Source organism: Streptomyces sp. NPDC049687 (assembly GCF_044465285.1).
Lineage (GTDB): Bacteria > Actinomycetota > Actinomycetes > Streptomycetales > Streptomycetaceae > Streptomyces.
The window spans coordinates 1-13,288 of sequence record NZ_JBITLN010000020.1; the positions used below are offsets into that span (position 1 = coordinate 1).

General features: G+C 71.7%; 9 protein-coding genes and 1 pseudogene. 3 read left to right on the forward strand and 7 right to left on the reverse strand.

The features are described 5' to 3' along the window. Positions 1 to 2,001: pseudogene (locus ACIBVL_RS38930) on the forward strand (hypothetical protein); the annotation flags it as partial. 12 nt (positions 2,002 to 2,013) lie between these two features. Next, positions 2,014 to 2,877, forward strand: coding sequence for an immunity 49 family protein (locus tag ACIBVL_RS38935; protein WP_399105222.1), 864 nt, complete (start codon positions 2,014 to 2,016; stop codon positions 2,875 to 2,877). 233 nt (positions 2,878 to 3,110) lie between these two features. Here ACIBVL_RS38935 and ACIBVL_RS38940 read toward each other — a convergent pair whose 3' ends face one another. The 6 genes from ACIBVL_RS38940 to ACIBVL_RS38965 form a co-directional block, all read right to left on the reverse strand. After that, the gene (locus ACIBVL_RS38940; RefSeq protein ID WP_399105224.1) at positions 3,111 to 5,777 is read right to left on the reverse strand and encodes a SpoIIE family protein phosphatase; all 2,667 of its coding nucleotides are present in this window, start codon (positions 5,775 to 5,777) and stop codon (positions 3,111 to 3,113) included. A gap of 249 nt (positions 5,778 to 6,026) precedes the next feature. After that, entirely contained in the window at positions 6,027 to 6,455 is a 429-nt protein-coding gene (locus ACIBVL_RS38945; RefSeq protein ID WP_399105226.1) for an ATP-binding protein, read from the reverse strand. A 146-nt stretch (positions 6,456 to 6,601) separates the two neighbouring features. After that, the gene (locus ACIBVL_RS38950; RefSeq protein WP_399105228.1) at positions 6,602 to 7,012 is read right to left on the reverse strand and encodes a (deoxy)nucleoside triphosphate pyrophosphohydrolase; all 411 of its coding nucleotides are present in this window, start codon (positions 7,010 to 7,012) and stop codon (positions 6,602 to 6,604) included. A 29-nt stretch (positions 7,013 to 7,041) separates the two neighbouring features. After that, positions 7,042 to 7,251 carry an SPOR domain-containing protein gene (locus ACIBVL_RS38955; RefSeq protein ID WP_399105230.1) on the reverse strand — a complete coding sequence of 70 codons (210 nt, stop codon included), beginning with the start codon at positions 7,249 to 7,251 and terminating at the stop codon, positions 7,042 to 7,044. 366 nt (positions 7,252 to 7,617) lie between these two features. After that, entirely contained in the window at positions 7,618 to 8,370 is a 753-nt protein-coding gene (locus tag ACIBVL_RS38960; protein ID WP_399105232.1) for a GntR family transcriptional regulator, read from the reverse strand. Positions 8,371 to 8,517: 147 nt separating this feature from the next. Continuing rightward, the gene (locus ACIBVL_RS38965; RefSeq protein WP_399105234.1) at positions 8,518 to 9,732 is read right to left on the reverse strand and encodes a DUF4190 domain-containing protein; all 1,215 of its coding nucleotides are present in this window, start codon (positions 9,730 to 9,732) and stop codon (positions 8,518 to 8,520) included. Positions 9,733 to 9,864: 132 nt separating this feature from the next. Between ACIBVL_RS38965 and ACIBVL_RS38970 the strand changes: the two genes are divergently transcribed. Then, on the forward strand, positions 9,865 to 11,046 hold the full coding sequence (locus tag ACIBVL_RS38970) for a serpin family protein (RefSeq protein WP_399105235.1): 1,182 nt from the start codon (positions 9,865 to 9,867) through the stop codon (positions 11,044 to 11,046). Here ACIBVL_RS38970 and ACIBVL_RS38975 read toward each other — a convergent pair. Then, a complete protein-coding gene (locus ACIBVL_RS38975; RefSeq protein ID WP_399105237.1) occupies positions 10,943 to 13,270 on the reverse strand; it encodes a DEAD/DEAH box helicase in 2,328 nt (775 codons plus the stop codon). The two genes, ACIBVL_RS38970 and ACIBVL_RS38975, sit on opposite strands and share 104 nt — an antisense overlap. Positions 13,271 to 13,288 lie beyond the last annotated feature (18 nt).

Sequence of the window (13,288 nt, forward strand, 5' to 3'; positions counted from 1 at the left end):
GAGTGGGGCAAGAATCCCGGCCGGGCGGCCGGTGCGGTGACCTTCAACGTCCTGACGACCGTCTTCACCGGTGGTGCGGGGGGTGCGGCGGCGGGCGCGGGCAAGGCGGGCGCGGTGGCCAAGGCCCTCTCCATCGCCGGCAAGGCAGGTCGGGTGATCGACCCGATGACGTACATCGCCAAGGGCGCGGGCGCCGGTCTGTCGAAGATCGGCGACATCACGAAGGCGTTGAAGGGCATCGGGAACATCGAGATCCCGAAGCTGCCGGAGAACGCGATCACGTTGCCGGAGGGTTCCTCGCTGTTGCCGGACGGCACGGTGCACCTGCCGGAGGGCGCGGCGATCCCTACGGGCGCGACGGAGCTCCCGAACGGCACCGTCAAGGTCCCGGACGACGTACCGGTCCTCCCGGAGGGCGCGGAACGCCTCCACACGCCCGAGGGCGAACCGATGCTCTTCGCCGACCAGCACGGCAACATCATCGACGAGCGCGGCAACGTCGTACTGGACGCCAAGGAAACCGGCCCGACGGACGTGGTCGACCGCCCGGCCACGGACGCGAACACCCCCCACACCCCGGCCTCGGTCAAGGAACCGGCCCTGGTCGGCGCGGGCACTCATGCGGCCGAGTCCGCCGGACAGCACATCAACCTGGGCAACAGCCTGGACACCAACCTCGGCGACGTCGGCCGCGTCGGCGACGACGCAACCACCACTCCGGTGGTCCACGCCGGCGACAACCTGCCCGGCGGCAGCGTGGGCGACCACCTCCCAGGGAGCACGGCAGACCACCTCCCGGGCGGCGGAGTCGGCGACAACATGCCGAGGAACAGCATCGACACCCATGTGCCGGCGGGCACCGGAGACAATCTGCCTGGCAGCCCAGGCCATCACACGCCGTCCAACAGCCTGGACAACGCCGCGTCGTCCGGCGCTGCGGACACCGGGCTGCGCCCGGGCGGCCTCGGTGGCCCGATCTCTCCGGGCGCCCTGGACGATCTGGCCGCCCGGTTCGGTGACGACGCATTCGGCGACATCGGCCACCTCGGCGACGACCTGGGTGACGGGGGCAGGGTCGGCGATGAGACGGGCACGCCCGCTGACCACGGGGACGAGGGCGCTGGGGCCACAGACGACACGCAGCCGGCGCGTACGCCCGAGGAACAGCAGCAGATCATCGACGAACAGATCCACAAAGCCAACACCGATCCGGACTGGTTCAAGGAGCACTACCGCTCGGATGGCCACCGGCACAGCACCGACTCAGTCGACGAGAACGGCGAGCCTCTGCCCGTCCTCGCCAAGGATGCCGACGGCGACTGGATCGCCCGGGACTCTATGCCCTCCAAGCAGCCGCCTCCAAGGCTGGACCCGGTGCCGGTCAAGACCGACTCCCTTGGCGACACCCAGATCGATCACCTCGACAAGGTGGCGAAGGACCGCCACATCGCGGCAGAACTCACCGCGGCGGAGAAGGCAGTCAAGGCCAACCCGGCGGACACGGCCCTGCATGACGCTCTCAACGAGGCCAAGGCGGCGTACGACAAACAGCTTCCCGGCACGCCCAACAACAGCGCCATCGCCGAACTCCTTGGCGAGGAGGCGGCCAAGGTCCATGTCATCCCGCAGGAGTTCCCGGACTACACGCCGATGACGCTGCCGAAGACGCCCAACGGCGCCAACATGTTCGACCAGTTGTACAAACGGGAGGACGGCCGCTATCTGATCGTCGAGGCCAAAGCACCCAAGAGCGACTTGATCTGGCGCCAGGGCGCCGGCCCCGCGAAGGGCTGGATGGTCAGGCAGGGCACCTCGGAGTACGTCCACACGATCATCGCCGAGATGATGACCCGCAAGGCAGCCGACATTCGCATAGCGGGCGAACTCCTGCGGGCGTGGAAGGATGGCAAGCTGGACTACGTCCTGGTCAAGGCCAAGGAGAACACCGGCAGCTACGCCGGGGCCACCCTGGAGCAGTTCCCGATCAAGTACGAGCCTTAGAGGAGAGCGTCAGTGGTCACGACCGTTCCCCGCCACGAGTACTCCACGGACGACGTGCCGGACACTCTCAACGCCCTCGGTGAGACCGCGAACTGGATTCTCGACGAGTTCGCCGACTCGCCCGTGCTACGCCCCCAGGCGTTGAGTACGGCGCTCACCTTGGCACAGCAGCACTGCGCGGTAGACCCGCAGGCCGTGAAGTTCGAGACCTGGGAGGCCTGGGTCACGGCCATGCAGACCGGCTCCGCGCTCTTCGCCGCGGCGAGCGCACCCGAGGGCACCAGCGTCACCTGCCGGATCAAGGAACGGGAGCGTACGCTTCCGGCGACAGGTCCCGAGTCGCACCTGAACGCGGGGGCCTGGGTCACCTCCTTCTACCTGGCCATGATCTGCCGCGACAACGACCGCCTGCGTCTGCTGGCCGAGGTGCCCGTCTCCTTGCTGCGCGACTCCGGCGCGGTGTTCGACGAGTACATTTACTCCTGGGTCGAGGCGCTGCAGAGCTTCTGGCTCGGCCGCCAGGACGTGGGCGAAAAGCTCGTCGCGGCGGTCGACGGCACCGCGCCGGAGGCGCTTCGGTACGCGGACGCGGATCTGATGTCGAAGATCCTCTATCCGCCGTTGATCCTGCTCTACCGCGTCATCCGCCGCGACCCCGCGCAGTTCAACAAGGCGTTGGCCGACGCACTGCGCTGGCACAAGGCGTACTGGACCGCTGACGAGGAGCGCTCGGCCGGCGCCGACGGACTCATCGCCCTCGGACCGCTGGCCATGGCCTGCCTGGCCCGTGACCAGGGCATCACCGTGGAGGTCGAGTCCGAGTACCTGCCCAAGGCGCTTCTGGAGTACGCCTGGATCGGCGAGATCGAGTACTAGGATCCCGCCGGTTCCGCCGCCCTCGGAGTCACCTTCACGAGCGTCCCCGCTCTGCAGAACAGCAGCTCGGGGACCTCGTCCTTCGGTATCGCCCGAGCAGGCCGAGACGCCACCGCAGATCGTCGAGTACGGCATCCGAGAGCGTCGGCTCGAGGTCGAGGGCAGGGTGACGTCGAGGCCCGCTCCCGGTACGCCGCCCGGGGCCCGGCAGCCGCGTGCCTCGTGCCGCGGCACTAGAACAGACTCAACAACGCCTCCGCCGGATCCACCATCCCCGTCTCGCCGTCCGGCAGGGGCAGTTCGAACCACACCGTCTTGCCGCGGGGCGTGCGGCGGGAGCCCCAGGCGGCGCTCAGGAGTCCGACCAGTTGCAGGCCGCGGCCGCCCTCGTCCGTGTCGCGGGCGCGGCGGCGGCGGGGCTGGACCAGGCCCGCGTCCCAGACCTCGCAGACCAGGGTGCGGTCGAGCAGCAGACGGAGTCTGATCTCGCCCTCGCCGTACCGCAGGGCGTTCGTCACCAGTTCGCTGACGAGGAGTTCCGTCGTGTCGACCAGGGGTTCCAGGTCCCAGGAGAGCAGTTGGGCGCGCGCGTACTCCCTGGCCCGGCCCACACTGCGCGGCTCGCGCGGCAGGGTCCAGTCGCCCACGGAGTCGTTGGGCAGGCCCTGTACACGTGCCATCAGCAGCGCGATGTCGTCCTCGCCGTGGTGCGAGTCGAGGGTGTTGAGGACGTGGTCGCAGACGTCCTCCAGAGGGCGGGAGGGGTCCGTCAGGGCTCCGACGAAGGCCTGGAGACCCTCGTCCAAGGGGTGGTCGCGGGATTCGACCAGGCCGTCCGTGTAGAGCGCGAGCAGCGCGCCCTCGGGGAGGTCGACCTCCACCTCCTCGAAGGGTTCCCCGCCGACGCCGAGCGGCATGCCCGGCGGAACGTCGAGCATCAGGGCCGGTTCGCCGGGCTCGACCAACACCGGCGGAAGGTGGCCCGCGTTGGCGAAGGTGCACCTGCGTGTCACCGAGTCGTAGACCGCGTACACGCACGTCGCGAGGTACACCTCGGACAGGTCCGCCTCGCGGGGGCGGCGGGCGGCCCGGGTGGCCTGCTGGACGCCGCCGGGGGTGCCGAGTCCGCGCGCGATCTCGTCCAGCGCGGAGAGGACTTCGGCCGGTTCGAGGTCGAGCAGGGCCAGGGTGCGCACCGCCGTACGGAGTTCGCCCATCGCCACCGCCGCGCGCAGCCCTCGGCCCATGACGTCGCCCACCACCAACGCCGTACGGTGGCCCGGTAGTTCGATGACGTCGAACCAGTCACCGCCCACCTCGCTGGGGCGGTCCGTGGAGGCGTTGCCGGGCAGGTAGCGGCAGGCGATGTCCAGGCCGGAGGCGACCGGGTCGCCGGGCGGGAGCAGGGACCGCTGCAGTATCAACGCCCGTTCGTGCTCGCGCCGGTAGAGGCGGGCGTTGTCGATGCAGACCGCGGCCCGCGCCGCCAGTTCCACGGCCAGATCCCGGTCCCGGTCCCCGAACGGCTCACTGCCCTTCGTCCGCGAGAACTGCGCCAGTCCTACGACGGTGTCGTGGGCGACCATCGGGATGGCGAGGGTGGACTGCACGAGGCCGCCCTCCTCGCCGGGGATGTTCTGCGGGCGGGCGGTGCGCAGGGCGTCCGCGCAGGGGGAGTTGAACGGGAAGTGGTGGACCGCGCCGACCGCGACGGGCGCGCCGGTGCCCGCGAAGGGGGCGTCGGAGACGGCCGACGAGAAGGCGACCCGGCGCAGTTCGGCGCTGCCGTCGGCGAGGCCGGGCGGGGTCTCGTCGCCGGCCAGGAGGCCCTGGTAGAGGTCGACGGTGGCGAGGTCGCAGAATCCGGGCACGACCACGTCGAGGAGTTCGCGCGCGGTCGTCTCCAGGTCGAGGGAGTTCCCGATGCGGGCGCCCGCCTCGTTCAGAAGGGCGAGATTGCGCCGCGCGGCGGCGGCCTCGCGGGCGGCGGCGCGGCGGGCGGTGTTGTCGATGCCGAGCCAGGCGATGCCGATGGGACGGCCGCTGCCGCTGTGCACGCGGTAGAGGTTGATCGACCAGTGCCGGGGCTCGTCGGAGCCCGGGACGAAGCCGGTGACGTGCATGTCCGTGATGGAGTCGCCGGTCGCCAGGACCCGGCGCAGGGTGGCGGTGACCCGCTCGGCCTCGGGCCGGGGCAGGTAGTCGTGGACGCCCTTGCCGCGGTGGTCGTCGGGGGTGCCGCCGAAGAGGGCGGCGAACCGGTTGTTGGCGCGGCGGACCCGCAGGTCGGGGTCGATCAGCAGGAAACCGAACGGGGATTGGCCGAAAATGGCCTGCGAGGCGGCGAGGTCGGTCTCGATGCTGCGCAGGGTGCGGACGTCGACGACGATGCACACGGCGGCCTTGGCGCCGTCGAGGCTGCGCGTCGGCATGACGTACACCTCGGCGAGCCCCCTCTCGCCGCGCCCGCCGCCTGGCACCGGGTCCGGCATCCGGAAGGGGACCACGCCGGTCCACTCCCGCCCGTCGAGGATCTCGGCCATCTTGCGCTGGCCGCGCTCACGCAGGTCCGGGTCGATGAACGCCTCGATGGGGTCCATGCCGACCGCCCGGTCTGCGGAAATGCCGAAAATCTGCTCGGCACGCAGGCTCCACTGGTCGACGAGCCCGTCGGGCCCGATCGAGAACGAGGCGACCTTGATGTAGTCGTAGATCGAGCCGGGCGGGCTGCTCTGCCACATGGCGTCCCCCGTCGCCGCCTCGCCGTCCACGAGACCCTCGTGCACGGTGTCGGCGGCGTCCGCGGCTGTCGCGGCATCCGACGCGAGCCCACCGGCCCTCGTCCTCGCGCCGCCCGACGGGTCCTCGGACTCCGTGGCCTTCGCTGGTATCTCGCTCACGCGAACCGTCCCCTCCAGCTCACCGCGTCCGGCACCGGTCACCGGCGGCGGCTGCCCGCAGTATCCAGCACTACGGCGCCGCACGACACGGTGTTCACGATCACAGCACGGTCCAGGCGTTTTTTGGCCCGTTCCGCGACAACACTTCCAGTCTTCTAACCAGCGGGCACGCGGTCGAATCGCACCTTCCCGGACCGTTCGGCGGCCCGAACCTGTCGGGTGCCACCACAACCCCCGCTGTACAGGTCGTCAGCCAGGCACCGTCAGTTCGAACCACACGGTCTTCCCGTTCTCCCCGGGCCGGGTGCCCCAGCGGCGAGAGGACGAAGCCACCAACTGCAGTCCGCGGCCGCTCTCGTCCTCGGGCCGGGCGGCCCGCTCGCGGGGCGGGTCCGGCAGGGGGTCGGAGACCTCGACCAGGAGGACGCCCTCCAGGCCCGCGGGGCGCACCAGGCAGACGCCGATGGGGCCGGTGGCGTGCCGCAACGCGTTCGTCACCAGCTCGCTGACCAGCAGAGCGGCGACGTCCCCCAGACTGTCGAGGTCCCAGCCGCGCAGCTGGCCCCGGACGGCGCTGCGGGCGGTGCGCACCGCACCGGGATCCGCGGGGAACGTCCACTCGGCACGGTCGCCTTCGGTGTCGCTCACACCGATCACTTCCCAGGCCAGCGAGTGCACCCATGTCCGTTTTCGTGGGGTTAATTGGCACATACCCGGTATTCGGGAGGCGGTACCGCGCGAAGGAGCACGGAAGGACGCACTGTGGCGCGAACGGCGTACGGGGCGTTGTCACGTCGGCATGTCTGTCGGCGTCCGGAAGCCGTTCAGTGGGCTCCCGTGCCGAGCCGGGTGAGTGTTTCACGTACGGCGGGGACGTCCTGGTCGAGCCAGTGCACGTCCCAGATCTCGTCGGGGGTGAGCCAGCGCAGTTCGTCGTGGTCCTGGAGGGGCGCGGGCGCGGCGGAGCCGGGGCGCAGTCGGGCCGTCCACACCTGGAGGGCGTAGGGGGATCGCAGGGGCCACTCCCCCGGGACGCGCTCGACGGCCTCGGCCTCGACGCCGAGCTCCTCGCGCAGTTCGCGGACGAGGGCCGCCTCGGGCCGCTCGCCGGGCTCGACCTTGCCGCCGGGCAGCTCCCAGCGGCCGGCCAGGTCGGGGGGTGCACTGCGGCGCGCGGCGAGCAGGCGCCCGCCGTCGAGGAGGGCGGCTCCGACCACCACGATCCGTTCCGTCATGCGCCGGAGCCTACGGGACCGCGACCCGGTCAGTTCCGGGTGCCGTCTCCGCCCTGGGTCTGATGCTGTGTCTGGCCGACGCGCTCGACCCAGTAGAGCTGCTTGTGGCCACGGCTGTCGAGGCTGTCCGCGATCTTCTGGGCCTCCGCCCGGGTGGCGTACCGGCCCACGCGGTAGCGATTGCCGTTGTCGTCCTGCCGTATGACGAGCCAGGGCAGAGAGATGGTGCCGTCGTTCATCGCGCCCCTCCTCCGCTTCCCCCGCGCGGCCCGCCTCGCGCCCCGCCGTCTAAGGAAACCGCAATCCGCATATGCCCGAGCGTACGCCTTACCTTTACACAGCGAACACGGGTTTGCACAAAGAGGTACGCAACCAGCCAAGACGCAGGGGGCGCGCGGGGCCGAACGCGCCGTGCGCGCGCCCTTTTGCGTCCGGTCGGCGGGGTGTCGGGCAGATATGGGGCGACCTGCGAGAACACCCGGAAACGGCCGGATTCCTACGCCGCACGGACGAGGGCGCGTCCGGCGTTTTCCGGGGGCAACTGCCGGAAGGGTGTGCGCCGTCGGCCCCGGTGCGCTACCGCGGGGAGACACTCGTCCTCCGGGCTATCTGACGGGCAGGTGGTACGCGACCCGGTAGCGGTCGGCCGGGATGACCACGTCGGCCGTCTCGACCGGGCGGCCGGAGGCGTAGTACGTGCGCTGGACGACCAGGACGACATGCCCGGGGACACCGCCCAGGGCGAGGAGTTCCTCGGCGAGGCCGGGGCGGGCGCCGACCTCCTCCGCCACGTTGTCCACGATGACGTCGATGGCGCGCATGCGCTCGACGACGCCCATGCCGCCGAGCGGCCCCTCCTCGGGCAGCATGACGGGCGTGCGGCCGGTGACGGCGAGGGGCTCCCAGGAGGTGGAGAGCATCATGGCCTCGCCGGCCTCCCGGAACGTGTACTTGGTGCACATCACGCGGTCACCCGCCTCGATGCCCAGCCGCTCGGCGACCGCGACGCTCGCCTCGGTCTGCTCGCTGCGGGACTCCCACGTCCCGCGCGCGTGCACCTCGGCCTGTTCCTGCCGGAACGGTGTGGCCCCGCTCGCGGGCCGGTAGCCGGAGCGGGCGATACGGCGCGGCACCGGCCGCTCCCGCACATACGTCCCCGAACCGGAGCGGCCCTCGACCAGCCCTTCGGCCATCAGCACCTTGCGGGCCTCCAGGGCGACGGTGTCGGAGACGCCGTACTCCTCGCGGATCCTGGCCTGGGAGGGAAGGCGGGTGTGCGGTGGCAGCGAGCCGTCGACGATCTTCTTGCGGAGATCGCCCGCGACCCGCAGATACGCCGGCTGCTCACCGAATGTCACTGGCCGCTCCCATCAGGTTGTACAGACAGCAACAGCGTGGCAACCGTGGGTTCCGACACGCAAGCAAAGGCCAGAGAATCACTCGATGTGATGACATGTGCCGGGGAAGGGCTTTACGCAGGCGGTTTCTCCCCGCTATGGGGGTGATCACACATCCTCGCTCCCACTCCCGCCGCCGCTCCCGCTGTCGTGGTCGTCCTCGTCGTACGAGGGCGGGGTGGTGGACAGGCCCAAAGCCTTACGCGTGGCGACGGTGGTGTCGCCGTCGACGTAGTCGTAGGCGTTGTCGTAATGCTCGTAGTACTCGTTGACCTCTGGGGACTTGGCCGCCTTCGTCCACTCCTGGTTCGCGTCCCGCATGTCCTTCACCAGGGCCGCGACCGGCTCGCGGGCCGCGGCGGGCCAGGTGCGCGCGTTCAGCGCCTTCGCCTGGGCGCCGGTCACGGCCGCGACCTCGCCGGCCCAGGTCTGGTTGGCCGGCAGGTCCTCCTCGGCGTATTCCTCGGGCTCCTCGTAGAGGACCGTGTCGACGGCGTTCATCGCCTTCAGAAAGGCCACCTGGTCGGCGTCGAGCGTCGTTGCGTCGGCGCGCAGCGAACCGGTCAGGGTGCCGGACCCGCCGGTGCCTGCGAAGACACAGGTGATCTCGCGGTCACCCCATTCCCAGCTCTCGCTGGTGGGCGTGAGGTAGTAGACGTCGACATCGTCGGTCAGCGCCCAGGGGTCCATCGCGTAACTGTCCTGGAGGGTCCAGCACTTGTCCTCGGCCTGGTCCGTGACGTAGTCCTCGCCCGGGTAACTGCCGCCGGACAGTGGGACGGTGCCGAACACCTCGCCCTCGTGCTCGCCGGAGCAGGACACCTTGTCGACGTCGTAGACGTCCTGGTCGAAGCCCGGGCCCGGCACGTCGAAGCAGTCGCCCGTGACGAGCGAGAAGGTGTTGCCCCGCGCGCCCTCCTTGGCACTCTCCCAGAAGTCGGAGGCGGCGTTCGTGGACAGCGACACGACCCAGAGAGCGAGCCCGAGGGACGACACGACCGCGCCCGCGATCGCCATCCCCCTGCCGCGCTCGCCCCGCTTCTTGATCTGCACCAGGGCGACGATCCCGAGGACCAGCCCGACGGCCGGCAGGAAGCAGAGGAGTCCGAGGACGAGAGCGGCGATGGCGACACCGTTGACGGGCGCGGGACGGGTGAAGGGGGTGTAGCCCTGGCCCCAGACCTGGTAGGGAGCCGGCGCGTACGGGCCCTGCGGGTATGGGCCCTGCGGGTAGGGGCCCTGCGGATACGGGCCCTGCGGGTGCTGTGGAGGCTGGTACGGGTCCTGGGGCTGCTGGGGCCCTGGGGGCGGAGGTATGGACACGGGTACCGTGCTCCTGTTTCGGGCGATGCGACCGGGTGCGGGCAGTGTGGCAGGGCGGTCCGACAGTGGCGGGGAACTGACGTGCGACTGGGCGACTGGGCGCATGGTAAGCGGCTGACGAGCGGGGGCGTAATGGTGGTCACGAATACGACGATTCGGGCGGTGAACGCCCTCACGGCGCGGTGGGCGGGGGACCTCCGGAAAGACACGAACTCGGTCTTCTCGGCAGCGGGTGTCTGGCCCCTGCTCGCCTTCCTCGCGGACGGGGCCGGGGCTGCGGCGCGTGAGGAGCTGGCCGAGGCCGTCGGCGTGCCCGCGGGCCGGGCGGCGGCCGCCGCCCGGGAGTTGCTCGCCGGGATGGCCGAAATAGGCGGTCTGGACACGGCCGTGGGGCTGTGGACCAAGCGGACACTGGAGCCACGACAGGAGTGGGAGACGGGGCTGCCGGTCGGGGCGCACGGGGTGCTCTCCGGGGACACGGTGGCCGACGGGGCGGCCCTGGACGCCTGGGCGGCGAAACGGACCGGCGGGCTGGTGGAGCGGATGCCGGTCGTGCTGAGGGACGACACCGAACTGGTACTGGCGAGCGCGCTGGCCATGCGGACGCGGTGGCTGCGGCCTTTCGACGAGGTCCCCCTGGACAGTCCGGCGTGGAACGAGAGTGTCGTCCTCGGCCTGCGGCGCAGGACCGAACTGCTGGACCGGATCGGCGTCGCGGACACACCCGGGGGTCACCTCACCGAGCTGAAGGTCCTGGGCACGAACGGCATCGACGTCCACCTCCTGCTCGGCCAGGAACATCTGACGCCGGGCCAGGTACTGGGTGCGGGCGTGGAGCTCCTCGCCCGCACCCACCCGGTCGTTCCCGGCTCCCGGCTCCCCTACGGGGAGGTCGGTCCCGGCCTGCGGGTCCTGAGGCAGCGCTCCACGACACCCGATCCGCCCATGCTCGAGGTGACGACGGCGGCGTTCGGTGTCACGGCGGACCACGATCTGCTGGCGCGGCACGAGCTGTTCGGGCTCACGACGGCCCGGGACACCGACCGCGGACATTTCCCCGGCGTCAGCGCCCAGCCCCTGGCGGTCGGGGCGGCCGGGCAGTGCGCGGTGGCGGAATTCGGCGCGGAGGGCTTCCGGGCGGCCGCGGTGTCGTCCTTCGCCCTCGCCGCGGCCGGCGGGCTGCCTCAGCTCCGCTGGACGACCACCACCCTCAAGGCCCGCTTCGACCGCCCCTTCGGCTTCCTGGCTCTGCACCGCCACTCACGGCTGGTGCTGGCGGCGGGCTGGGTCGCGGAACCGACGCCTTTCCGGTGACCTCCTGATCCTCGTCGGCCTCGCCCGCCAGCCGGCGCTGCTCCTCCTCCACGATGCGCCGGGCCAGACCGTCGTCGGAGACGTCGACCGCGTCCGGGGTGGACTCCGCGGTGGCGCTGCGGCGGGCGTAGGCGTCGAACAGGCGGTTCTTGTTCACCAGCAGGCGCAGCAGGCGGTCGTCCACGCTGTCCGTGACCAGCAGGCGGTGCACCTGGACCGCGCGGACCTGGCCCATGCGGTGCGCACGGGCCACTGCCTGGTGTTCCAGGGTCGGTTTGATCTGCGGCTCGCACAGGACGACCACGGAGGCGGCCTGGAGGTTGAGTCCGACACCGCCCGCCTCGATCTGGCAGAGCAGCACCGCGTGCCCGTCGGCCGCCGTGAAGTCGTCGACGAGACGCTGTCGGCGGGCGGCGGGCACAGAGCCCGCCACGAGGCCGGACACTCCGGCACCGAGCACCTGGTGGACGGTCTCGAGGACGCTGCGGAAGTACGAGAACACGACCACTTTCAGGCCGTTGGCCGCCGCCTCCGCGACCAGTTCGCGCAGCCGCTGGAGCTTGGCCGACTTCTCGGGGTCGGCGTACGCGGCCCGGCGCATCGCCATGAAGTTCCCCTGGGTGACGGCCGTACGGTAGGCCGCCCGGTCGGCGGCGCTGAACTCCTCCCATTCGTCGACCTGGATCAGCGCGGGCAGTTCGGTGAGGACGTCCTTCTGGTTGCGCCGCAGGTAGGCGGGGGCGACGGCCCTGCGGAAGGTGTGCGGTCCGGCGGCCGCGTCGCTGTCGTGCATCTCCGGGAGCAGTTCGGGGCGGAGTTGGTGGACGAGGGTGCGGAACTCCTGGACGCGGTTCTCCATGGGCGTACCGGTGAGGAACAGGACGCGGTCGCAGGCGCCGCTCCAGGCGGCGACCGAGCGGGCGCGGCGGGTGGCGGGGTTCTTGACGTAGTGCGCCTCGTCGACGACCAGCAGACCGGGCGGCGCGTCCTCGGGGCCGGGCAGGGTGTGCAGCACGTCGAAGGTGGTGACGGCGACGCCGCCGCGCTCGCGCCACTCCGCGTACGCCTCCCGCCGCTCCGGGCCGTGCACCGGCACCGCTCTGAGCGTGCTGCGGGCGCGGATCTCCCGCGTCCAGTTGATGAGGACGCCGGCCGGGCAGACCACCAGGAAGTGGGCGTGGCCCTCCGCCGCGAGGTGGGCGAGCACCGCGATCGCCTGGACGGTCTTGCCGAGCCCCATCTCGTCACCGATCACCACCCGGCGCTGGGCGAGCGCGAACCGGGCACCGAAGGCCTGGTAGCCGCGCAGGGAGACCCGGCGGTGGGTGTCGTCCAACGGCTGCGCGCGCACCCGCTCGGCGACCTCGGAGGGCACGAACCCCTCGGCGGCCGCCAGATCCGTCGGCTGCGCGCAGATCTCCGCGAGCCGGCTGTAGTACTCGGCGGAGCGCACCTCGAAGTCGACCCAGGGCTCGATCTCGGAGGCCGGCTCGCGCAGCAGGTCCGCCGTGGCCTGCGCAAGCCGCAGCGCCACGTCGGTGGCCGCCGCCTCGGCCGTCAGCTCGCGCAGCTCCCGCCCGGCGGCGCGGGCGGCCTCCCGGCGGTGCTTCCCCGCCAGCGCCAGCCGCAGCCGGCCGGTCGCCGGGTGCAGCGCGGGCAGCAGCTCGGCGAGCCGGGTCTCGTACCGCTCGGCGGCGGCGACGGCGCGGGGCAGGTCGGGGCCGGCCTCGACGAGCCGGTACAGCGCGGTGACCAGGGCGGTGGTGCGGGGCTCGGGGGCGTCGACGTCGATCCGTACGGAAACGGTCTCCTCGACCGCGCGGGCGAGCTGCCGGGCGGCGGCGAGCGCCTGGTCGGCGGTGTGCGCGCCGACGCCGGGAATCTGCCGCAGCGCGTGCCGGCCCGCCTCGTGGACGGCGCCCACCGAGCCGAAGCCGGCCGCCTCCACCGCCGTGAGACGCAGCCGGCCCTCGGTGACGTCCTTCAGCCGGGCCAGCGGGAGGGACCGGAGCTCCTCGGCGACAAGGGCGTCCCGCAGCGGCGCGTGGGTGGCCCGCACGGCCTCCAGGGCGCGGGCGTGGTCGGCGCGCAGGGTACGGGCCACGTCGTACAGCCGCGTCCCGGCCTCGTACAGCTCGCGCGCCCGTCGTCCGACGGCGGGGACGGGATCGTACGGCGGCGGGACGGGGCTGCCGACAGACTCCGCCTCTTCGGCCCTCGCCATGTCCCCACCCCCGTGTGT

Coding starts and splice junctions, on each gene's coding strand:
- ACIBVL_RS38950 (WP_399105228.1), bottom strand. CDS start 7,012: ATGACGGAACGGATCGTGGTGGTCGGAGCCGCCCTCCTCGACGGCGGG.
- ACIBVL_RS38955 (WP_399105230.1), bottom strand. CDS start 7,251: ATGAACGACGGCACCATCTCTCTGCCCTGGCTCGTCATACGGCAGGAC.
- ACIBVL_RS38970 (WP_399105235.1), top strand. CDS start 9,865: ATGGTGGTCACGAATACGACGATTCGGGCGGTGAACGCCCTCACGGCG.
- ACIBVL_RS38975 (WP_399105237.1), bottom strand. CDS start 13,270: ATGGCGAGGGCCGAAGAGGCGGAGTCTGTCGGCAGCCCCGTCCCGCCG.